The sequence below is a fragment of the Cellulomonas sp. Root137 genome (genome assembly GCF_001426725.1).
GTDB lineage: Bacteria > Actinomycetota > Actinomycetes > Actinomycetales > Cellulomonadaceae > Cellulomonas.
Genome location: NZ_LMFG01000001.1, coordinates 2,302,524 through 2,323,858, shown reverse-complemented (window position 1 = coordinate 2,323,858; position 21,335 = coordinate 2,302,524). Strand labels below are relative to the sequence as shown.

General features: G+C 72.2%; 20 protein-coding genes. 14 read left to right on the top strand and 6 right to left on the bottom strand.

Going from position 1 to position 21,335, the window contains the following annotated elements:
- The first annotated feature begins 8 nt into the window (after positions 1 to 8).
- Both sucB and ASD18_RS10935 read left to right on the top strand, forming a co-directional pair.
- Positions 9 to 1,817, top strand: coding sequence for a 2-oxoglutarate dehydrogenase, E2 component, dihydrolipoamide succinyltransferase (gene sucB, locus ASD18_RS10940; RefSeq protein ID WP_056090536.1), 1,809 nt, complete (start codon positions 9 to 11; stop codon positions 1,815 to 1,817).
- A gap of 111 nt (positions 1,818 to 1,928) precedes the next feature.
- On the top strand, positions 1,929 to 2,822 hold the full coding sequence (locus tag ASD18_RS10935; RefSeq protein ID WP_056092067.1) for a TIGR01777 family oxidoreductase: 894 nt from the start codon (positions 1,929 to 1,931) through the stop codon (positions 2,820 to 2,822).
- A 13-nt stretch (positions 2,823 to 2,835) separates the two neighbouring features.
- Here ASD18_RS10935 and arr read toward each other — a convergent pair whose 3' ends face one another.
- The 4 genes from arr to ASD18_RS10915 are packed head-to-tail and all read right to left on the bottom strand — an operon-like array spanning position 2,836 to position 7,926.
- Positions 2,836 to 3,264, bottom strand: a complete 429-nt coding sequence (gene arr / locus ASD18_RS10930; RefSeq protein WP_056090533.1) for an NAD(+)--rifampin ADP-ribosyltransferase — start codon at positions 3,262 to 3,264, stop codon at positions 2,836 to 2,838.
- A 34-nt stretch (positions 3,265 to 3,298) separates the two neighbouring features.
- Positions 3,299 to 4,588 (bottom strand): hypothetical protein, encoded by a 1,290-nt coding sequence (locus ASD18_RS10925; RefSeq protein ID WP_056090530.1) that lies wholly within the window; start codon positions 4,586 to 4,588, stop codon positions 3,299 to 3,301.
- Between the two features lie 51 nt (positions 4,589 to 4,639).
- Positions 4,640 to 5,665: a Gfo/Idh/MocA family protein gene (locus tag ASD18_RS10920; protein ID WP_056090527.1), complete on the bottom strand. Its 1,026-nt coding sequence runs from the start codon at positions 5,663 to 5,665 to the stop codon at positions 4,640 to 4,642.
- Positions 5,666 to 5,670: 5 nt separating this feature from the next.
- Positions 5,671 to 7,926 (bottom strand): MMPL family transporter, encoded by a 2,256-nt coding sequence (locus tag ASD18_RS10915; RefSeq protein ID WP_235522325.1) that lies wholly within the window; start codon positions 7,924 to 7,926, stop codon positions 5,671 to 5,673.
- 50 nt (positions 7,927 to 7,976) lie between these two features.
- Here ASD18_RS10915 and ASD18_RS10910 point away from each other — a divergent pair, with 50 nt between their 5' ends.
- The 4 genes from ASD18_RS10910 to ASD18_RS10895 are packed head-to-tail and all read left to right on the top strand — an operon-like array spanning position 7,977 to position 10,938.
- A complete protein-coding gene (locus ASD18_RS10910; RefSeq protein WP_235522324.1) occupies positions 7,977 to 8,453 on the top strand; it encodes a MarR family winged helix-turn-helix transcriptional regulator in 477 nt (158 codons plus the stop codon).
- A gap of 9 nt (positions 8,454 to 8,462) precedes the next feature.
- Positions 8,463 to 9,128, top strand: a complete 666-nt coding sequence (gene lipB / locus ASD18_RS10905) for a lipoyl(octanoyl) transferase LipB (RefSeq protein ID WP_056090522.1) — start codon at positions 8,463 to 8,465, stop codon at positions 9,126 to 9,128.
- A gap of 51 nt (positions 9,129 to 9,179) precedes the next feature.
- Positions 9,180 to 10,181: a lipoyl synthase gene (lipA, locus tag ASD18_RS10900; RefSeq protein ID WP_056090519.1), complete on the top strand. Its 1,002-nt coding sequence runs from the start codon at positions 9,180 to 9,182 to the stop codon at positions 10,179 to 10,181.
- Positions 10,182 to 10,224: 43 nt separating this feature from the next.
- The gene (locus tag ASD18_RS10895) at positions 10,225 to 10,938 is read left to right on the top strand and encodes a DUF4191 domain-containing protein (protein ID WP_056090517.1); all 714 of its coding nucleotides are present in this window, start codon (positions 10,225 to 10,227) and stop codon (positions 10,936 to 10,938) included.
- A gap of 12 nt (positions 10,939 to 10,950) precedes the next feature.
- Here the strand turns inward: ASD18_RS10895 and ASD18_RS10890 are convergent, their stop codons facing one another.
- On the bottom strand, positions 10,951 to 11,469 hold the full coding sequence (locus ASD18_RS10890) for an RDD family protein (RefSeq protein WP_082573766.1): 519 nt from the start codon (positions 11,467 to 11,469) through the stop codon (positions 10,951 to 10,953).
- A 257-nt stretch (positions 11,470 to 11,726) separates the two neighbouring features.
- On the opposite strand from ASD18_RS10890, the gene glnA reads away from it, so the two are divergent.
- The 8 genes from glnA (at position 11,727) to ASD18_RS10850 (ending at position 20,725) form a co-directional block, all read left to right on the top strand.
- Positions 11,727 to 13,151 (top strand): type I glutamate--ammonia ligase, encoded by a 1,425-nt coding sequence (glnA, locus tag ASD18_RS10885; protein ID WP_056090514.1) that lies wholly within the window; start codon positions 11,727 to 11,729, stop codon positions 13,149 to 13,151.
- Between the two features lie 220 nt (positions 13,152 to 13,371).
- Positions 13,372 to 14,100, top strand: coding sequence for an alpha/beta fold hydrolase (locus ASD18_RS10880; protein ID WP_056090512.1), 729 nt, complete (start codon positions 13,372 to 13,374; stop codon positions 14,098 to 14,100).
- A 382-nt stretch (positions 14,101 to 14,482) separates the two neighbouring features.
- Positions 14,483 to 16,741, top strand: coding sequence for a GAF domain-containing protein (locus tag ASD18_RS10875; RefSeq protein ID WP_056090509.1), 2,259 nt, complete (start codon positions 14,483 to 14,485; stop codon positions 16,739 to 16,741).
- Positions 16,738 to 17,124, top strand: a complete 387-nt coding sequence (locus ASD18_RS10870) for a response regulator (RefSeq protein ID WP_056090506.1) — start codon at positions 16,738 to 16,740, stop codon at positions 17,122 to 17,124. The genes ASD18_RS10875 and ASD18_RS10870 overlap by 4 nt, the downstream gene beginning before the upstream one ends.
- The gene (locus tag ASD18_RS10865) at positions 17,117 to 18,244 is read left to right on the top strand and encodes a response regulator (protein WP_056090501.1); all 1,128 of its coding nucleotides are present in this window, start codon (positions 17,117 to 17,119) and stop codon (positions 18,242 to 18,244) included. The genes ASD18_RS10870 and ASD18_RS10865 overlap by 8 nt, the downstream gene beginning before the upstream one ends.
- Positions 18,241 to 19,779 (top strand): peptide ligase PGM1-related protein, encoded by a 1,539-nt coding sequence (locus ASD18_RS10860; protein WP_056090499.1) that lies wholly within the window; start codon positions 18,241 to 18,243, stop codon positions 19,777 to 19,779. The genes ASD18_RS10865 and ASD18_RS10860 overlap by 4 nt, the downstream gene beginning before the upstream one ends.
- Positions 19,776 to 20,375, top strand: coding sequence for a hypothetical protein (locus ASD18_RS10855; RefSeq protein WP_056090496.1), 600 nt, complete (start codon positions 19,776 to 19,778; stop codon positions 20,373 to 20,375). Before ASD18_RS10860 ends, ASD18_RS10855 begins: the two co-directional genes overlap by 4 nt.
- 128 nt (positions 20,376 to 20,503) lie before the next feature.
- On the top strand, positions 20,504 to 20,725 hold the full coding sequence (locus ASD18_RS10850; protein ID WP_056090492.1) for a hypothetical protein: 222 nt from the start codon (positions 20,504 to 20,506) through the stop codon (positions 20,723 to 20,725).
- Positions 20,726 to 20,737: 12 nt separating this feature from the next.
- Here the strand turns inward: ASD18_RS10850 and ASD18_RS10845 are convergent, their stop codons facing one another.
- Complete coding sequence (locus ASD18_RS10845) at positions 20,738 to 21,280, bottom strand: NUDIX hydrolase (protein ID WP_056090490.1); 543 nt, start codon at positions 21,278 to 21,280, stop codon at positions 20,738 to 20,740.
- Between the last annotated feature and the right edge of the window lie 55 nt (positions 21,281 to 21,335).

Sequence of the window (21,335 nt, the reverse complement as noted above, 5' to 3'; positions counted from 1 at the left end):
GAGCGGTCATGTCCGACAACGTGCAGCTGCCCGCCCTCGGTGAGTCCGTCACCGAGGGGACCGTCACCCGCTGGCTGAAGAACGTGGGCGACACGGTGGAGGTCGACGAGCCGCTGCTCGAGATCTCCACCGACAAGGTCGACACCGAGATCCCGTCGCCGTTCGCCGGCGTGCTGGAGCAGATCCTGGTCCAGGAGGACGAGACCGTCGAGGTCGGCGCCACGCTGGCCGTCATCGGCTCCGGCGAGGGTGCCTCGACGCAGGAGTCCGCTCCCGCGGAGGAGCCCGCCGCGGAGCAGCCCGCCGCCGAGCAGGCACCGGCGGAGGAGCCCGCCGCCGAGGCCGCTCCCGCGGAGCAGCCGGTGGAGGAGCACGAGGAGCCGGCCGCCGCCCCCGCCGCCGCCGCCTCCGAGGGCGCCGTCGGCGAGAACGTCACGCTGCCCGCACTGGGCGAGTCCGTGACCGAGGGCACCGTCACCCGCTGGCTCAAGGCCGTCGGCGACGACGTCGCCGTCGACGAGCCGCTGCTCGAGATCTCCACCGACAAGGTCGACACCGAGATCCCGTCGCCGTTCGCGGGCACGCTCCAGCAGATCCTGGTCCAGGAGGACGAGACCGTCGAGGTCGGTGCGGTGCTCGCCGTCATCGGCTCCGGCGCCGCCGCCTCCGCACCCGCGCCCGCCGAGAAGGCACCCGAGCCGGAGAAGGCCCCGGAGCCCGAGAAGGCACCCGAGCCGCAGTCTGCTCCCGAGCCGGCAGCCGAGCAGGAGTCTGCCCCCGCGGCGGCACCCGCTCCGGTCCCGGCGACGCCCACCCCGGCCCCGGTCCCCGCCACCCCTGCCGCGGCGCCCGCAGCCGCTGCGGTGTCCGGCACCTACCTCACGCCGCTCGTCCGCAAGCTCGCGGCCGACAAGGGCGTGGACGTCGCGTCGCTCGTCGGCACCGGCGTCGGCGGTCGCATCCGCAAGGAGGACGTCCTCGACGCTGCCGCCAAGGCCGAGGCCGAGAAGGCCGCCGCCGAGGCCGCCAAGGCTCAGCCCGCCGCGGCCGCACCGGCTGCCCCGGCCCCGAAGGCGGCCTCCGTCCCGGCCGTGTCCCCCCTGCGGGGCACCACCGAGAAGGCCAGCCGGCTGCGCCAGATCATCGCCGAGCGCATGGTCGACGCCCTGCACTCGCAGGCGCAGCTGACCACCGTGGTCGAGGTGGACGTCACCCGGGTCGCCCGGCTGCGCGCCAAGGCGAAGGAGGACTTCAAGGCACGCGAGGGCGTCAACCTCACGTTCCTGCCGTTCTTCGTCCTGGCCGCGATCGAGGGTCTCAAGGCGTTCCCGAAGATCAACGGCGTGCTCGAGGGCAACCAGATCACGTACCACGCCCAGGAGAACGTCGGCATCGCGGTCGACACCGAGAAGGGGCTGCTCGTCCCGGTGATCCGCGACGCGGGCGACCTCAACCTCGCCGGGATCTCGCGCAAGATCGTGGACCTGGCCGGCCGCACCCGCCAGAACAAGGTCACGCCCGACGAGCTCAGCGGCGCCACGTTCACCGTGACCAACACGGGCTCGGGCGGCGCGATCATCGACACGCCGATCGTCCCCGGTGGCACGTCGGCGATCCTCGGCACGGGTGCGATCGTCAAGCGCCCCGTGGTGATCCAGGACGCGGACGGCGCCGAGGTCATCGCGATCCGGTCGATGTGCTACCTGTCGCTGTCGTACGACCACCGCCTGGTCGACGGCGCCGACGCGTCGCGCTACCTCACCGCGGTGAAGAACCGCATCGAGGAGGGCGCATTCGAGTCCGAGGTCGGACTCTGACGCGCTAGCACCTGACGCACCACGACGGCCCGGGACCCGCGCAGGGGACCGGGCCGCCGTGCGTCCGCTCCCACCGGGCCGGGACGACCGGGCGAACGTAGGGTGAGCGCCATGCAGGTCGTCATCGCCGGGTCGCACGGCTTCATCGGGAGCGCCCTCGTCCCCCACCTCCGCCGCACCGGCCACACCGTCCGCACGCTCGTGCGTGGCAACGCAGCCCGCCCGTCCGAGATCGCGTGGGACCCCGACACCGGACGCCTGGACTCCGCGTCGCTCGCGGACGCGGACGCGGTCATCAACCTGGCCGGGGTCAACCCGGGCAGGTGGCCGCTGACCACCTCGCGCAAGCGGGCCGTCCTGTCCTCACGGCTGCGCACCACGGGCCTCCTCGCCCGGACGCTCGCCGAGCTCGACGGCGACGGCCCGCGGGTCATGCTCCAGGCGTCGGGGATCGGCGCGTACGGCTCGCGGGGCGAGGACCTGCTCGCCGAGGACGAACCGCTCGGCACCACGTTCTTCGCGAACGTCGTACGGCAGTGGGAGTCCGCGACCGCACCGGCCCAGGACGCCGACGTCCGGGTGGCCCACCTGCGCACCGGCATCGTGCTCGGAAAGGGCGGTGGCGCCCTCGGACCGCTGCTGCCGCTGATCAAGGCGGGGCTCGGAGGGCGGCTCGGCTCCGGGAAGCAGTTCTGGCCCTGGATCACGCTGCTCGACCAGGTCCGCGCCATCGAGCACCTGCTGACCGCGCCGGTGCACGGCCCGGTCAACCTGGTGACCAGGCCGGCGCGCAACGCCGACGTGGTCTCCGCGCTGGCCTCGGCGATGCACCGGCCGGCCCTCATCCCCGTGCCGGCGTTCGCGTTGCGCCTGGTGCTCGGCGACTTCTCGTCGGAGGTCCTCGGGTCCATCCGCGCGGTCCCGGCGGTCCTCGATGCCAGCGGCTTCCAGCCGACGCACGCGGACCTGCGCACCGCCGCCGACTGGGTCGCGCAGCGCGACTGACGACGCCCCGGCGTCAGTCGTTGATCGCCTCGACGCCCTGCTGCTCGAGCCGGGCGAGGTGGTCCCGCATCTCCTGGAGGACCTCGGGGCGATGGCCGTCCCAGTCGGTGACCTCCCCGACCACCCGCAGCGGGTGCCGCGTCCGGTACGACCTCGTCGGGTTGCCCGGGAACCGCTTGTCCGTCAGGTTCGGGTCGTTCTCCAGGGCCCCGGTCGGCTCGACCAGGTAGATCCGGCCCCGGGCCTCGCCAACGGCCAGCTCCGCGCCCCAGGTCGCGGCGTCGAGGGTGGCGGTCAGGTAGACGAAGTTCGCCGTCGCCCGCGCGCCGTAGTTCGAGCCGCGCCCGGGTTCGAGCAGGTCCCCCACCTGCAGGTCCGCCTTCGTCCCGTGGTAGAACGGCCCGTCGTCCTGGACCTGCGGCGTCGTCTGTGCGTCCTCCATGTGGCCCCCTCGTCGTGGTCCCAGTGAACACCGCTCACGGGCGCCGGACGTCCCAGACCCGCCATCCGTCCGGGGTCCACCGCAGCCCCAGGACGACCGTCCGGGCCGCCGACGCGGCCACCTGCGTGGCGGCCCCGCCGTCGGCAGGCACCCGGTCGTACGCGGACGTCGCGGCCGTGACGGCGACGTCCGTCGTCCCACGACGGCTGTCGTCCGCCACCAGCCACGCGTCCTGCACGTCGACGGCGAACCCGTCCAGCCGCACGCCGTCGAGGTCCGGCAGCAGCAGCGAGTCGGCTCGGTACGCCGGACCGTCCACCACCTCGACGGCGCCCAGGGCCGCCGGGTCCCCCGCCCCGAGGACCTCCGCCCGCAGCCGGCTGAGCGCGATGGCGGCCACCACCGGATCGTCCGCCTCCTGGGGCGCGGCGGTCGCTGCAGGGGCCTCGGCCCCGAGCACCCGCCAGCCCACGACGCCACCGCCCAGGACGAGAGCTGCGGCCACGACCGACGCGGCAAGGCGCACCGACCGCCGCCGGCGGCGCGCCCGCTCGTCGCGACGCGTGCCGGTCTGGCGTCGGACCTGGTCTCCCTCGCGCGCGCCGGTCGACAGGGCCGACGACGCGAGCTGCCCGGCGTCGGGGAGCCGGACCGGCGTCGGCTCGGTGGCGCGGTAGCACCCGTCCACCACCTGCTCGGCGGAGAACCCTGGGACGGTCAGCAGGTCCGTGAGCACCTCCCGCACTGTGAGCTCGCCCGCGACGCCGGTGACCAGGTCCACGTCCGCCCCGGGCATCTGGGCGAGGACCGCGGTCACCAGTCGACGCAGGTCCGCCTCGGTGTCGTCGGCTCCGGCGAGCGCACCGCGGAGGTCCGTGAGCACCGGTCGCCCGTCGGGTCGCACCACCACCGTCGACTCGCTCACCGAGCCGTGCGCCAGCCCGGCAGCCCGCAACGCCTCGATGGCGCGGGCCAGCGGGATCGTGACCGTCGCGGCCTCGCCGTCGGTCAGCGGTGCCCGTGCCGCGCGGATCTGCGCGAGCGAGAGCCCGGGGACGTGCTCGACGACCAGCCCCACCCGGCCAGGGGACAGATCGAGCACCTCCAGCACCTGCGGGAGGTGCTCGTGCCGCACCTCGCGGAGGCGTGCCGCGCGCTCGGAGAGCCGGGCGTCCACGATCCCGGGGACGACGTGGAGCTCGATCAGTCGGTCCGCGTCGTCCAGCGCCGCGGCCACGCACCCCGCTGCGGTGACCTCGACGGCCCGGAAGCCGGCGTGAGCGAGGGCGCTCTCCACGTCGCTCGGCACGAGCAGGCTGTCCATGCGTGCCATCCAAGACCGGTCGGCGCCGGCGCGTCGTCCGTCATCCACAGCTCAGGGCAGTCGGACGACCCTGTGCTCGGCGGCCGAGACCATCGCGGCGTCCAGCACCCGCGCCGTCCGTGCCGCGTCGGCCGGATCGACGGGAGGCGGCCCCCCGTCGACCACCCACCGCACGACGGCGCGGTAGAGGTCGACGTGCCCACCGGCTGCGCGGGGCACCGGCTGCCGTTCCGCGCCGCGCACCAGCCAGCCCTCGTGCACCGGCTCGCCGGGCCGGCGGGTCTCCTCGTAGGCGTCGTCGAGCGCCCCGAACGGCGTCGGCTCGCCCTCGAAACTGGTCACCAGGTATGCCCCGGCGTCGCCCAGCACCCGCGTCCGGGGACCGGGTGCGCCCACCACGGCGCCGGCCTGCAGGTGGCTCACGACCCCGTTCTGCGCGTGCACGAGGGCGAGGAACACGTCGTCCACCGCCGGGGTCGTGCGAGCGTGCAGCTCGGCGTAGACCTGCTCGACCGGTCCGAAGAGCTGGATCGCGGAGTCGACCAGGTGCGCGCCGAGGTCGAGCAGCAGACCGCCGGACTCGGGGTCGTTCTCCTTCCAGCGGTCCTGCGGCACGGGCCGGAACCGCTCCCAGCGCCGCTCGAACCGGTGCACCGTCCCCAGCTCTCCGCGTTCGAGCAGGCCGAGCAGGGTGAGCTGCTCGGGGTCCCACCGGCGGTTCTGGAAGACGGTGAGGCGCCCGTCGGCGAGCCCGGCCAGCAGCTCCGCGTCGGCCGCGGACGTCGCCAGCGGCTTGTCGACGAGCACGTGCAGACCCGCGTCGATCGCGGCCCGCACGTGCGCGACGTGCTCGCCCGTGGGGCTCGCGATCACCACGAGATCGAGCTCGTCGGCGTGCGCCAGCAGGGCGTCGACGTCGGGGACCACGGTCGCACCGGGCCAGTCCTGCGCCACCTGCTCCGCGCGGCTGCGCGTGACGACGACCGTCACGCGCTGACCCGCCTCTCGCAGCAGCCGGGCGTGGATCCCCCGGCCTGCTCCCCCGTACCCGACCAGCCCGATCCGTAGCGCCTGCATGCGACTCACTCTAGGTCGGTGCCGCCCTGCGCCGGCCGCCGCGAGAGCGCACTGGGCCACCACGTCCGGTGGTCGAGGTCATGCACCAGCGCAGGCACCAGGAGGCTGCGGACCACGAGCGTGTCCAGCAGGACGCCGAACGCGACGATGAACGCGATCTGCGCCAGGAACAGCAGTGGGATGACGCCGAGCGCGGCGAACGTGGTGGCCAGCACCACACCGGCCGACGTGATCACGCCACCGGTCACGGCCAGGCCGCGGACCACGCCCGCACGGGTCCCCACCTTCACCGACTCCTCGCGCACCCGGGTCATGAGGAAGATCGAGTAGTCGACCCCGAGCGCCACCAGGAACACGAACGCGAACAGCGGGACCACCGGGTCGGCGCCGGCGAAGCCGAACACGTGGTTGAAGACGATCGCCGACACCCCGAGCGCCGCGGCGAACGAGAGCACGTTGGCCACCAGGAGCAGCGCGGCCGCGACCACCGACCGCAGCAGGAACATGAGGATCAGCCCGATCACGACCAGGACGACCGGCACGATCACCCGCAGGTCGCGCTCGCTGGCCAGCTGGGTGTCGAGCGTCTCGGCGGCGGCGCCACCGACCAGGACAGTGGGGCTGGCGTCGTGCACGGCGGTCCGCAGCTCCTCGACCGTCGCCACCGCAGCCTGCGTGTCGGCGGACGCCGTCGTGGTGACGTCCAGGCGGACACGCCCGTCGATGACGATCGGCGGCGCATCCGTGCTCGGTGCACCCGCACCGGCCGGGGCTCCCGTGTAGGGCACCACGGACTCGACGCCGTCGACGCCCTCCGCCGCGGTGGTGACGACCGCGACGTCGCCTTCGTCGACCAGGACGATCGCCGGCTGGACCGCGCCGGCCGGGAAGTGCTCACCGAGCACGGCCTCCCCGGAGACCGCGTCGACGTCGGTGAGGAAGATGTCGACCTGGCTCGTCCCGGACGCCTTGAGGCTCGGCAGGAACGCGGCGCCGACGCACAGGGCGAGCGCCGTGAGGATCCACACCGGGCGGGCGTGCCGTCCGACGAAGCGCGCGAGGCGGGCCCAGACGCCGGGGCCGGCGGACGGGTCCGCGGCGGTCGCCGCTGCGGTGTCCCCGTCGGCGACGAGCGCGTCCGCGCGGGGCGCGCGCGGCCAGAACAGGACGCGCGAGCGCTTGCCGAACACGAGCAGCAGCGCGGGCAGGAGGGTCAGCGCGCCGAGCAGGGCGGACGCGATGCCGATCGCCGCGACCGGTCCGAGGCTCCGGTTGGAGCCCAGGTCCGACAGCAGAAGGCACAGCACGCCGGCGATGACCGTGCCGGCACTCGCCGCGATCGGCTCGACGCAGGCACGCAGGGCGCGCCGCATGGCCGCGGCCGGGTGCTCGACGTGGTGGAGCTCCTCCCGGTAGCGCGCGACCAGCAGCAACGCGTAGTCCACGGAGGCGCCGACCACGAGGATCGACAGGATGCCCTGGGACTGGCCGTTGAGGACCAGCGTGCCGTTCTTGGCGAGGGTGTAGACCACCAGCCCGGCGAGGCAGAGCGCGAACACGGCGGTCAAGATCACGACGAACGGGAGGAACGGCGAGCGATAGACGATTGCGAGGATCAGCAGCACCGCACCGAGAGCGACGAGCAGCAGGACGCCGTCGATGCCGCCGAACGCGGTGACGAGGTCGGCGACGAACCCGGCCGGACCCGTGACCCACGCCTGGAGGCCGGGCTCGCCCGCGGTGGTGGCGGTCGCGGCGAGCTCCTCGTCGAGGGACTCGCGCAGCGCCACGACGAACGAGCCGGCGACCCGTTCCTCGTCGGCCAGCAGCTGCTCGGCCTTCGCGCCGTCCAGCGAGATCGCGACCAGCAGCGCCTCGCCGTCCTCGGCGGGCACGACCACCGGCTCGCCCACCAGGTACTCCGACCACGTGCCGTCGTTGCCCTCGGGCAGCGGCAGGTCGGGGATCCCCTGTGCCCACTCCTGCACGGCGGTGAGCTGGTCGGGGGTGACCTCGCTCCCGTCCTCCGGCCGGAGCACGACCAGCGCAGGTAGTGTCTCCGTGTCGACGAAGCCCTTGCTCTCCTCGGCGGCCCTGGTGGACTCGGCCGACGACGGCAGGAACGCGGAGGCGTCGTTCGTCTGGACCTGCGACAGCTTGCCCTGCGCCATCCCGCCGACCGACCCGATACCGAGCCAGACCACGAGGGCGACGCCGACGAGAACGGCGCGGACGAGGGTGGACCGGCGATTACTCAGCATGCTGAGTATCATCGGTGGTGTTGTCCGGATGAGCAAACGGAGGCCGCACGGTGGACCAGGAGCGCAGGTCGGCGGACATCATCGACCCGGCCTCGCCCGACCCCGCGCACTGGCCCGTCGGGCGCCTCTTGTCGGCGGCTGCCCGGCGCGTCGAGCGCGACTGGAACGCCCACCTGTCCACGTGGGACCTCAACCACGCGAGCCTGGCGGTCCTGGCCCACCTCCTGCGCTCGCCGATGTCGCAGCGCGAGCTGGCCACCGCCAGCGGGGTCACCGAGCAGACGATGAGCCGCGTCCTGGCCCGGATGGAGCGCACGGGCTACGTCACGCGCAGCCCGCACGACGACGACCGTCGCCGGCACGTCATCACCATCACGGACGCCGGCCGGTCCACGTTCATGGTGGCGTCGGACCGGGAGCTCGCCGAGGCGCTGGTCACCCGCGGGCTCACCGCGGCGCAGGCCGAGCAGCTGCGCCGGCTGCTTGTCGTCGTCGCGAGCCCGGGGTCGGACGAGCCGTCGGGTTAGCCTGTCGGCATGCGGTTCGACGAGCTCGACCTCGGCACACGCCTGCTCCCCTACGAGCCGACGTGGCAGCTGCAGCGGGAGGTGCTGGCCGGGGTGGCCGACGGGACGCGCGAGGACACCGTGCTCCTGTGCGAGCACGAGGACGTCTACACGGCCGGCCGTCGCACGGCGACGTGGGACCGGCCGGTCGACGGCACGCCCGTGGTCGACGTCGACCGCGGCGGACGGATCACCTGGCACGGCCCCGGGCAGCTGGTCGGCTACCCCATCGTGAAGCTGGCGACCCCCATCGACGTGGTCCGCTACGTGCGGGCGCTCGAGGAGGCGCTGATCCGCACGTGCGCCGACCTGGGCCTCGACGCGATCCGCGTCGAGGGACGCAGCGGCGTCTGGTTCGCCGCCGACGAGACCCGCCGGGAGCGCAAGGTCGCCGCGATCGGCGTCCGGGTGTCCCGCGGCGTGACGATGCACGGCTTCGCCCTCAACTGCGAGCCCGACCTGGCGGCGTTCGACCGCATCGTGCCGTGCGGGATCGACGACGCCGACGTCACCTCCCTGTCCCTCGAGACGGGTCGGCGGGTGACCATCGCCGAGGTCGTCCCCGTGGTCCGCGGCCATCTGGTCGACGTGCTGACCCCGATCCTCGAGGCGAGCCCGGCCGCCGCCGCGGTGTGACGCGCGCCTCCCCCGCAGCCGTCGCCCGCACCGCGGGTTAGTCTGACCGGCGTGACGATCGCAGCCGATGGCCGACGCATGCTCCGTATCGAGGCGCGCAACGCCGAGACCCCCATCGAGCGCAAGCCGGAGTGGATCCGCACGCGCGCGACGATGGGCCCCGAGTACACCGAGCTCAAGGGCCTGGTGAAGCGCGAGGGCCTCAACACGGTGTGCGAGGAGGCCGGCTGCCCCAACATCTTCGAGTGCTGGGAAGACCGCGAGGCCACGTTCCTCATCGGCGGCGACCAGTGCACGCGCCGCTGCGACTTCTGCCAGATCGACACCGGCAAGCCCGCCGCGTTCGACGCCGACGAGCCCCGCCGCGTGGCCGCGTCCGTGCAGGCCATGGGCCTGAAGTACTCCACCGTCACCGGCGTGGCCCGCGACGACCTGCCGGACGGCGGCGCGTGGCTCTACGCGGAGACCGTCCGCCAGATCCACGCGGTCAACCCCGGCACCGGCGTCGAGCTGCTGATCCCCGACTTCAACGCGACCCCGGAGCTGCTCGACGAGGTCTTCTCCTCGCAGCCCGAGGTGCTCGCGCACAACCTGGAGACGGTCCCCCGCATCTTCAAGACGATCCGTCCCGGCTTCCGGTACGACCGGTCGCTCTCGGTGATCACCCGCGCGCACGAGCAGGGGCTCGTCACCAAGTCGAACCTCATCCTCGGCATGGGCGAGACGATCGAGGAGGTCGTCGAGGCGCTCGCCGAGCTGCACGAGGCCGGCTGCGACCTCATCACGATCACGCAGTACCTGCGTCCGTCGGTGCGGCACCACCCGGTGTCCCGGTGGGTGCGCCCGGAGGAGTTCGTCGAGCTGTCGGCCGAGGCCGAGCGCCTCGGGTTCCTCGGCGTGATGTCCGGCCCACTGGTGCGCTCGTCGTACCGTGCCGGCCGCCTCTGGGGCCAGGCCATGCGTCGCTACGGCCGGCCGATCCCGGAGGCTCTCGCGCACCTGTCGGAGCCGACGACGTCCCGCCAGGAGGCGGCCAGCCTGCTCGCTCGCTGACACCCGTCAGAAGGGCGTCGATCGGTCGGTAGACTTCGGGCCCATGGCCCGCGACAACACTCCCGACGCAACGACGCCCAAGGTGAAGAAGACCCGCTGGTACCACCAGGTGTGGCAGGCGTACCAGATGACGCGGAAGAACGACCCCGCGATCACGTGGATCCTCCTGGCGGTCTTCGTCGGGATCATCGCGCTCGGGCTCGTGATCGGGCTCCTGGTCAACGCGTGGCTGTACGTCCTGCTGCTGAGCATCCCGTTCGCCCTGCTCGGTGCGATGTTCATCCTCGCCCGCCGCGCGGAGACGGCCGCGTACACGCAGATCGAGGGCCAGCCGGGCGCCGCCTACGCCGCCCTGGGGACCATCCGCCGTGGCTGGACCTTCACGCAGGAGCCCGTCGCGGTCGATCCCCGCACCCAGGACCTGGTGTTCCGCGGTGTCGGCCGGCCGGGCGTCGTGCTCGTCGGCGAGGGCCCTGCCCCGCGGATCGGCAAGCTGCTGGAGTCGGAGCGCAAGCGCACCGCCCGCGTCATCTCGGGCGCACCGATCACGCTCATCCAGGTGGGCGACGGCGACGGCCAGGTGGCGCTGCGCAAGCTCCCGCGCGCGGTCCAGAGGCTCCGCCCGAAGCTGAGCAAGCAGGAGGTCGCCGAGGTGAACAAGCGCCTCACCGCGCTCGGCGGCGTCCGGCTCCCCGTGCCCAAGGGCGTCGACCCGATGCGCGCGCGCCCCGACCGCAAGGGCATGCGCGGCCGCTGACCGGCTCGTCCGTCAGCGGCGGACGATGGCCGTGCCGGCCACGCGGTCGTGCAGGCCGCGACCGTCGGAGTCCCACACCACGGCGGGGACGACCAGGCACAGGAGGGCGGTGCGCACGAGGGCGCTGAGGAAGCCCGGGGCCATCGTCGCCCACGCCGCGTCGTCCCGCGTCTGGCCGGGGAACACCCGACGCACCCGCAGCCCGAGCAGCCGGTGCCCGAGGGTGTGCCCGATCGAGCCCACCAGCAGCACGTTCTCCAGGGCGAAGATGCCCAGGGTCGCCATCGGGTTGCCCCGGCTCAGCAGGAACGCGTCAGGGTCGCCGGCGAAGAACGCGCCGGAGATCAGCAGGCAGGCCGTCCAGTCGATGACCAGCGCGCCAACCCGCCGCCCGAGCGGTGCGAGCGAGCCGGAGCCCGATGCCGGCAGCCCGAGCCGCCGACCGCGGTCGGTCGTCGCAGCGGCACCGGCCGGGTCGGACTCGTCGAACCCGCCACCGAGCCACGAGCTGATGTCCCGACGATTCGCCACCCGAGCAGGGTAGGCGACCGACGGAGCGAGACGGCAACGCGGCGGAAACACCCTCGGCACGACGCCCTCGTACCGTGGCGGCAGATGTGGTGAGACACCGCGACCCGTCCCCTCCCCCAGAGGACTATGGTCAACATTCGTTACACGAGGGGCGGGCCCGTAACGCCGTCGAAACACTTGGTACACGACGGAGAAATCACGCGCTCGTAGCCTCGCCTTGCCCGACCCCACGGGTACCACCGACCGAGGAGCAGCGGATGTTCAGCAAGCCAGAGGAAGTCCTGGCGTTCATCAAGAGCGAGGACGTGAAGTTCGTCGACGTCCGGTTCTGTGACCTGCCCGGCACGATGCAGCACTTCAACGTCCCCGCCTACTCCCTGGAGCTGGACTTCTTCACGGACGGCCAGATGTTCGACGGGTCCTCGATCCGCGGCTTCCAGGCCATCCACGAGTCGGACATGAAGCTGATCCCGGACATCAGCACGGCGTACATCGACCCGTTCCGGGTCGAGAAGACGCTGAACATCAACTTCCACATCGTGGACCCGTACACCGACGAGCCCTACAGCCGCGACCCGCGTCAGGTCGCCGCGAAGGCCGAGGCGTACCTGAAGTCGACCGGTATCGCGGACACGGCGTTCTTCGCCCCCGAGGCCGAGTTCTACATCTTCGACGACGTCCGCTTCCACACGAAGCAGAACGAGTCGTTCTACTCGATCGACTCCTTCGAGGCCGCGTGGAACACCGGCCGCGAGGAGGCCGGGGGCAACCTCGGCCACAAGATCCCCTACAAGGGCGGCTACTTCCCCGTCCCGCCGGTCGACGGCTTCTCGGACATCCGCGACCAGATCAGCCTGCAGCTGGACGCCCTCGGCCTCGGTGTCGAGCGCGCCCACCACGAGGTCGGCACCGCCGGCCAGCAGGAGATCAACTACCGCTTCGACAAGCTCGCCATCTCCGGCGACAAGGTCATGCTCTTCAAGTACGTCGTGAAGAACGTGGCCCACGAGAACGGCAAGACGGCGACCTTCATGCCGAAGCCGCTCTTCGGCGACAACGGCTCGGGCATGCACGTCCACCAGTCCCTCTGGAAGGACGGCGAGCCGCTGTTCTTCGACGAGAAGGGCTACGGCGGCCTGTCCGACATGGCGCGCTGGTACATCGGCGGCCTGCTCAAGCACGCGCCCTCGCTGCTGGCGTTCACCAACCCGACGGTGAACTCCTACCACCGCCTGGTCCCCGGCTTCGAGGCCCCGGTGAACCTGGTCTACTCGGCCCGCAACCGCTCCGCGTGCATCCGCATCCCGGTCACCGGTTCGAACCCGAAGGCCAAGCGCATCGAGTTCCGCGTGCCGGACCCGTCGTCCAACCCGTACCTGGCGTTCGCGGCCATGCTCATGGCCGGCATCGACGGCATCCAGAACCGGATCGAGCCGCCGGACCCGATCGACAAGGACCTGTACGAGCTGCCCCCCGAGGAGCACGCGCAGATCCAGCAGGTCCCGGGCTCGCTCGGCGAGGTCCTCGACCACCTCGAGGCCGACCACGACTTCCTCACGGCGGGCAACGTCTTCACGCCTGACCTGATCGCGACGTGGATCGACTACAAGCGCAACGCCGAGGTGGACCCGATCCGTCTGCGCCCGCACCCGCACGAGTTCGAGCTCTACTACGACGTGTGATCGTCCCGCCTCGCGGCTGCTCCCGTGAGGCGGTGACCTGCAGTGACGGCACCCCCGTCGCCCTCGTGGCGGCGGGGGTGCCGCACGTCCGGACCCGGAACGCTTGCCGGTGATCTCCTGCAGAGGTCTTGACTGCTGGATTGCACGCAATATATTGCATACCACCGATGTTGCACGAAGCGACCGCAGCACCACAAGCAGACACGAAAGGGCCAGACCCATGACCACCCTCCCCGTGAAGCAGACGATCGTGCTCGTCCACGGCGCCTACGCCGACTCCTCGAGCTGGAACGGCTCGATCCCTGCCCTGAGAGAAGCCGGACACCGCGTCATCGCGGCCGCGAACCCGCTGCGCGGGCTCGAGAGCGACGGCGAGTACCTCCGGAGCGTCCTCGACAGCATCGACGGCCCGATCGTCATCGCGGGCCACTCCTACGGCGGCGCCGTGATGAGCCACGCGGCCGACAGCAACCCGAACGTCACCGCGCTGGTCTACGTCGCGAGCTTCCTCGCCGAGCCGGGCGAGAGCCTGGTCGACCTCGTCGAGAAGTTCCCGGGCGCGCAGCTGGGCGGCGCGGCCCAGCCGGTCCCGTACTCCACCCCCGACGGAGGGACCGCCACCGAGCTCTACATCGACCAGGAGCAGTTCCCGGCGCTGTTCGCCGGCGACGTCGACCGGGCCGTCGCGCAGCAGATGGCGGTGACCCAGCGCCCGCTCGCCCTCGCGGCGTTCGAGGCACCGGCGACGCGTGCGGCGTGGAAGACGATCGAGTCGTGGGTGCTGCTCGCGGCGCAGGACCTCGCGGTGCCCGCCGAGCTGGTGCGGTTCATGTCGGAGCGGGCGGACGCCCACCTCGTCGAGGTCGACGCGTCGCACGCCGTCACCGTCTCGCAGCCCGGTGTCGTCGCCGACCTCATCCTCGAGGCAGCCGCGAAGACCGCGCGCTGACACAGCACGAGGAACAACCCGGTCGCCCCCTGTCGCGACCGGGTTGTCCTGCTGCCGCGGCGGCTCAGTACCAGCACCAGCCCGGGCCCCTGCACCACGGCGCCTGCGCGGCCGAAGGCGTCTGTGTCATGTCGGCGCGCGACGCCTGACTCGCGGCCGCACCGCCGGCGGTGAGCCCTGCGGCGATGGTCATGGCAGCCAGCAGGCTGAGGACGGTGTCGGCACCGTGGGGGCGCGTGCCGTCGAGCGACCACGCGGATGACGGGAGAGGGCGACCGGCTGACGATCGGCCAGCCGTCGACGTTGGACGTCGCACCGCCGCGCGAGGAGACTCGAGGAGAGCCCGGGACTCTCGACACCACCTGGGGAAGGGCGGCCGGCGATGGCCGAGCGCAGCGCGGCGATCCACGAGGCAGAACTCGAACGCCTGCGACGCGCGCGCGACGACGCCTCGGACCAGTTCACCGCAGCGAACGCCGTCCTCACAGCCCTCGGCCGGTCGGCCGTCGACCCCGATGCCGTCCTCAACACGATCGTCGACTCAGCCCGGCGCCTCTGCCGTGCGGACGCGGCGCAGGTGTACCTCATCGACGGTGACAGCTTCACGCTCGCGTCGTCGGTGGGGGTGACCGACGAGCTCCGGCGCTACCTCGCGACGCACCCGATCCGGGTGGACCGGGACACGATGGTCGGACGAGCGGCGACCGACCACAGCGTCCAGCAGATCGCCGACGCCCAGGAGGACCCCACCTACCGCCGACGAGACATCCAGGAGATCGCCGGGTTCCGCACCGTGATCGCGGCGCCGATGCTCCTGGACGACGAGGTGGTCGGCGCGCTGTCCTTGCTCCGGAGCGACGTCGAGCCGTTCGACGCGAGCGGATCCGCCCTCCTAGAGACGTTCGCCGCGCAGGCCGCGGTCGTCGTGCGTCACGTCCACCTGCTCAGGGCCCTCGACGCGCGGGGAGCCGAGCTCGGGCGCCGGGTCGACCAGCTCGAGGCGCTCAGCCAGGTCGGCGGGCTGGTGAGCTCGAGCCTGGTGCTGGACGAGGTGCTCGCCACGATCATCAAGAACGCCGTCCGGTTCTCGGGGTGCGACGGCGGCTCGGTGATGGAGTACGTCGAGGACGAGCACGCGTTCTCGGTCCGCAGCGCCTATGCCAGCAGCCCGGACCTTCTCACCCGGCTCCGTGACGTCCGGATCGAGCTGGAGCACACCCTCGTGGGCCGCGCGGCGCTCGAGCGGCACCCGCTCGCGGTCCCGGACCTCGACGAGGTCGACCTGGACCCCCACCTCCAGGTGCTGCACGACGACGGCTGGCGCTCCGTGCTCGCCGTCCCGGTCCTGCGGGGTGCGCGGATCATCGGCGCCCTCGTCGTGCGACGACGGACACCCGGGCCGTTCGCACCCGAGACCGTCGACTTCCTGGAGACCTTCGCGAGCCAGTCCGCACTGGCGGTGACGAACGCCCGGCTGTTCCGGGAGCTCGAGATCAAGACCGCCGAGCTGGAGGTGGCGAGCCAGCACAAGTCCGACTTCCTGGCGAGCATGTCGCACGAGCTGCGGACCCCGCTCAACGCCGTGATCGGCTTCTCCGAGGTCCTGCTCGAAAGACTCTTCGGCGACCTGAACGAGCGGCAGGAAGAGTACCTGCGAGACATCCTCAGCTCGGGTCAGCACCTCCTCGAGCTGCTCAACGAGATCCTCGACCTCTCGAAGGTCGAAGCCGGTCGCATGGAGCTCGAGCCGTCCACGTTCTCCGTGCCGGCCGCGCTGGACTACGGGATCGCGATGGTCCGAGGACGCGCGACCGTCCATGCCATCACGATCAGGCTCGAGGTCGATCCCGCGCTCGATCTGGTCGAGTCCGACGAGCTGAAGTTCAAGCAGGTGCTGGTGAACCTGCTCAGCAACGCCGTGAAGTTCACGCCGGACGGCGGGAACGTCTCCGTCGGCGCACAGCTGGTGGGCCGGGACGTGGAGGTCACCGTGCGCGACGACGGCCCGGGCATCGCGCCCGAGGACCGGGAACGCATCTTCGAGGCGTTCCAGCAAGGTCGACGCGGAGCACCGAAGGAGGAGGGGACGGGCCTCGGCCTGACCCTGTGCCGCCGCCTCGTCGCACTGCTGGGGGGTCGGATGTGGCTGGAGACCCAGGTCGGTGCCGGGAGCACGTTCGGCTTCGCCGTCCCCGCCGGTCGGGCGGCGGTCGACAAGGACGGCGCCCCTCCGCGCGTCGGGGCACCGGTGGTCGTCGTCGTCGACGACGACCGCGCCTCCCTCGACCTGCTCTCCGCGTACCTGGACGGTCTGGGCGTGCGCGTGGTGCGGGCACGTGACGGCCGGGCGGGGCTCGACGCCGTCCGAGCGACGAGCCCCGTCGCGGTGGTGCTCGACATCCGCCTGCCCGGCATGGACGGCTGGGAGGTGCTCGAGAGCCTGAAGAGCGACGCCACGACGCGGGACATCCCCGTCGTCGTCGCCTCGATCTTCGACGAACGCCCGCGCGGCCTCGCGCTGGGCGCCTCGGAGTACCTGGTCAAGCCGGTCGGCCGCGACGAGCTCGTGAACGCGCTGCGACGCGCCGACGCTCTGCCGGCCGACGCCGAGGCCGCGCCGAGGGACGGAGCGAGACGATGACCGGTGGCCGGATCCTCGTGGTCGAGGACAACGCGCTCAACCTCAAGCTGATCCGTGACGTGCTCCAGGTGGGCGGCTACGACGTCGTCGAGGCACGGTCGGGCGAGGAAGGGGTGGACCTCGCGCACGACTGCTCCCCCGACCTCGTCCTGATGGACCTCCAGCTCCCCGGCATCGACGGGGTCGAGGCGCTGCACCGGATCCGCCAGGACCCTGCCGTCGGCGACGTGCCGGTGGTCGCCGTCACCGCCTTCGCCATGGAGGAGGACCGCGAGCGCGCGTACGCGGACGGCTTCGACGGCTACCTGTCCAAGCCGATCAGCGTGCGGGCGCTCCCGTTCCAGGTCGACGCGTTCCTGGTCCGCGGTCACCCCCATGCCTGACCAGGTGACGATCCTCGCCGTCGACGACCTGCCGCAGAACCTGCGGCTGCTCCAGGCCGTCCTCGAGCCGCGCGGCTACCGGCTCGAGCTCGCGACGTCCGGTGAGGAGGCGCTGGCCTTCCTGGCCCGACCCGACCAGACGGTCGACCTCGTGCTCCTCGACATCGTGATGGCCGGCATCGACGGGTACGAGGTCTGCCGCCGGCTCAGGGCCGACCCGCGCACCGCGTACCTTCCCGTGGTGATGATCACCGCGAGCGGGGATCAGGAGAAGCTCCACGCCATCGAGGCCGGGGCGGACGACTTCGTCGCGAAGCCCTTCCACCACGGCGAGCTCGTCGCGCGGGTGGCGTCGCTGGCGCGGGTGAAGCGCTACCAGGACACCATCGCCCGGCAGGCCGCGGAGCTCGCGGAGTGGAACCGGGAGCTCGAGTCGCGCGTCCGCACGCAGGTGGACGAGCTGCAGCGCCTCCAGAGGCTCAGACGGTTCCTGCCGCCTCAGCTCGCGGACCTCGTGCTCGACTCCGGGGACGAGTCCCTCCTCGACAGCCACCGCCGCGAGATCGTCGTCGTGTTCTGCGACCTGCGCGGGTTCACGCCGTTCGCCGAGCGGTCCGAGCCGGAGGAGGTGATGTGGGTCCTGAACGAGTACCACCGGGAGCTCGGAGAGCTGATCGTCGAGTTCGAGGGGACGCTCGAGCGCTTCACCGGGGACGGCCTCATGGTCTTCTTCAACGACCCGATCCCGTGCGACGACCCGGCATGGCGCGCTGTCGCGATGGCGATGGCGATGCGTGACCGGGTGGCCCGGCTCGCGCAGGGCTGGGCGCGCCGGGGGCACGAGCTCGGCTTCGGCGTCGGCGTCGCGCAGGGGTTCGCCACGCTGGGGCGGATCGGCTTCGAGGGTCGCTCCGACTACGCCGCGATCGGCAGCGTGACCAACCTCGCCGCGCGGCTCTGCGCCGCAGCGGGCGCGGGGCAGGTCCTGGTGAGCGAACGCGTGTTCGCAGCCGTCGAGGAGCGCGCCGCGGGGCAGCCGGTCGGCGCCCTCGAGCTGCGCGGTTTCAGCCGACCGGTGAGCACCTACGTCATCGAGAGTGCCGGGGTGAGTCAGTCGTGACCACGCTGGACGAGCTCGACTCGGCGGCCCGCTGGGAGCGGTTCACGGCGCTCCAGCAGCGGATGAGGGCGGTCTGGGACGTGATGCGCCACGACCACGACGACGAGTCGGTCGTGATCGTCCCCTCGGTGGCGGTGGACCCCCTGGTGGCCAGCGCGGGACTCGTCCAGGCCTTCGAGGAACGGTTCCTCTTCCTCCTGCTCCTCCTGCGCCAGCCCGCGCTGCGGATGACGTATGTGACGTCGACGCCGATCAAGGACGGCATCATCGAGTACTACCTCGCGCTCCTGCCGGGGGTGATCCCGAGTCACGCGCGCGCCCGCCTCACGCTCGTGTCGGTCGACGACTCGACGCTGCGGCCGCTCAGCGAGAAGCTCCTCGACCGGCCGAGGCTGATCTCGACCATCGGCGCGGGCATCCCCAACCGCGACCGCTGCCACCTGATCGCCTACAGCACGACGGACCGCGAGCGGGACCTCGCCCTGACCCTCGGCATCCCGATGTACGGCTCGGACCCCCGGTTGTCCGATCTCGGCACCAAGTCCGGATGCCGTCGGCTCTTCGCCGAGGAGGGCGTCCGGCACCCGCTCGGCGCCGAGGGGCTCCGCGACCAGGAGGCGGTCGTCGACGCCATCACGTCGGTGCTGGCCCGGCGCCCGGGCACGGAGTCGATGATCGTCAAGCTGAACGACGGGGTGGCCGGCAACGGCAATGCCACGGTCGACCTGCGTGGTGTCGGCGTGGGACGTAAAGAGCTCGTCACCGCGCGTGTGTCCGAGCTCGAGCTCGAGTCGCCGACCCTCACGAGGGACGAGTACTGGGACCGCTTCGCCCGCGACGGCGGCATCGTCGAGGAACGCGTCACGGGAACCGCGCTGCGCAGCCCGAGCGTGCAGCTCCGGGTCCTGCCCGACGGGCGCGTCGAGCTCCTGTCCACCCACGACCAGCTGCTCGGCGGTCCCAGTGGCCAGCGCTACATCGGCTGCACGTTCCCGGCGGACCCCGCCTACTCGCGACTGATCAGTGAGCCGGCCGAGGTCATCGGCCGGCGGCTGGCCGCCGAGGGGGTCCTCGGCCGTTTCGCCGTCGACTTCGTCGTCGTGCGGGACGACGCCGGGTCGTGGGAGGCGCACGCGATCGAGCTGAACCTGCGCAAGGGCGGGACCACGCATCCCTTCCTGACCCTGCAGTTCCTCACCGACGGTCGCTACGACGGACCGTCGGGGCGCTTCCTCACGTCGGACGGCGTCGAGAAGCACCTCGTCGCCACGGACCACCTCGAGAGCCCTGCCCTGCGCGGCTTGCGGGTCGGCGACCTCTTCGACATCGTCGCCCGGCACGGGTTGCACTTCGACCAGTCGCGCGAGTCGGGCGTGGTGTTCCACATGATCAGCTGCTTGACCGAGCTGGGCCGCGTCGGCCTGACCGCGGTCGGGAACACGGCGGACGAGGCGATGGACCTCTACCGGCGCGCCGAGGACGTCCTGATGGACGAGGCGGCGGCCGCCGCTCGCGCACCGGAGCTCCCGGGATGACGTCGGTACCCGTCGAACGGCTCTGGTACGTCGCGTACGGCTCGAACCTGAGCGCCAGCCGATTCCGTCACTACCTGCGGGGTGGTCGCCCGCCGGGCAGCCGTCGCACCTACCCGGGGTGCCGGGACCGTCGGGAGCCTGAACGCATCGCGGCTCTCGTGATCCCCGGGCGCCTGTACTTCACCGGCTCCTCGTCGACCTGGGGCGGCGGCACCGCGGTCCTCGATCCGTCGGGGCCGGGACGGGTCCCCGCGATGGCCTACCTGATCCGACCGGGGCAGCTGGCCGACGTGCTCGCCCAGGAGATGAGGCGGGAACCGGGCACCGATCTCGACCTTCCTGAGCTGGCCCGTGCCGGACACCTGCGGCTGGGACCTGGTCGCTACGAGACGGTCGTCCGTCTCGGGAGCCTCGCCGGGATCCCGCTCCTGACGCTCACGACCCAGCGGTGCGACGAGGCGCCCCTGAACCGCCCGAGCGCGGCGTACCTGTCCACCATGGCCGCCGGGCTCCGGCAGGGCCACGGCTGGGATCCCGGACGCATCCGGTCCTACCTGGCGACGATCCCCGGGGGCGGCGGGACCGGACCTGCGTGACCCCTGGGCCGGCTCCCCTCCGGGGTGCGGAGGGGACCAAGGACCCCTCCGCAGAGAGCCCACGCGAGGGACGATGGTCGTGCCGGTCACCCCGGTCCTCGTCCGCGTGCACCCACAAGGAGCGCCTCATGTCCGCCATCCGTCCCGCAGTCCACCCCGCCGCCACGATCGACCAGCGTCTGCGGCAGCTGGGCACCACGATCCGGTGGGCGCCTGCGCCCCTGTGGGGCAGTTCGACGCGCGAGCACGCGCGGTACGCGGCCTACCTCGCGGGCAGCATCATCGGCTGGACCCTCGCGGGTCTGGCGATGGCCGCGATCGTCGGGCGCGCGCTCGGCCTCCTCGGCTGACAGCAGGTCCGCTCAGCGGACCCGGCCCAGGGCGATCGCGGCGTACATCAGCGCCGCGACGGTCTCGCCGTCCGAGATCGTCCCGTCGCCGACCAGCTCCAGCACGCGGGTCCACGCCACGGTGCGCACGGCCGAGATCCCCTCGACCGCCTGCTCGGTCGGCTCGCCCGACGGGCGCAGGTCGCGAGCGAGGAACACGTGCTCCGGCGCGTGGCAGATCCCGTTGAGCGCGAACATCGAGCCGACGAGCTCCCACGTGTCCGCCTCGAGACCGGTCTCCTCACGCAGCTCCCTGCGGGCGGCCAGCACCAGGTCCTCACCGTCGGAGCCGCCGGCGGGAACCTCGAGCGAGATGCCGGTCGTGTGCCGGTCGACCTCCACGAGCACCACCTCGTCGTCAGCGGTGAGGGGGACGACGAACACCGCGGGCTGGCGGACCTCGACCACGCCGTAGATGCCAGGCGTGCCGTCGGGGCGGTCGACGGCGTCCTCCCGGACGCGGATCCAGGAGTTCTCGTAGACGGTCGTCGAGTCGCGGGTGTGCCAGGGGCTCATGGCCGCAGCCTCTCAGACCGCCGGCAGGGATTGCGCTTACCGGACATTCTGTGAC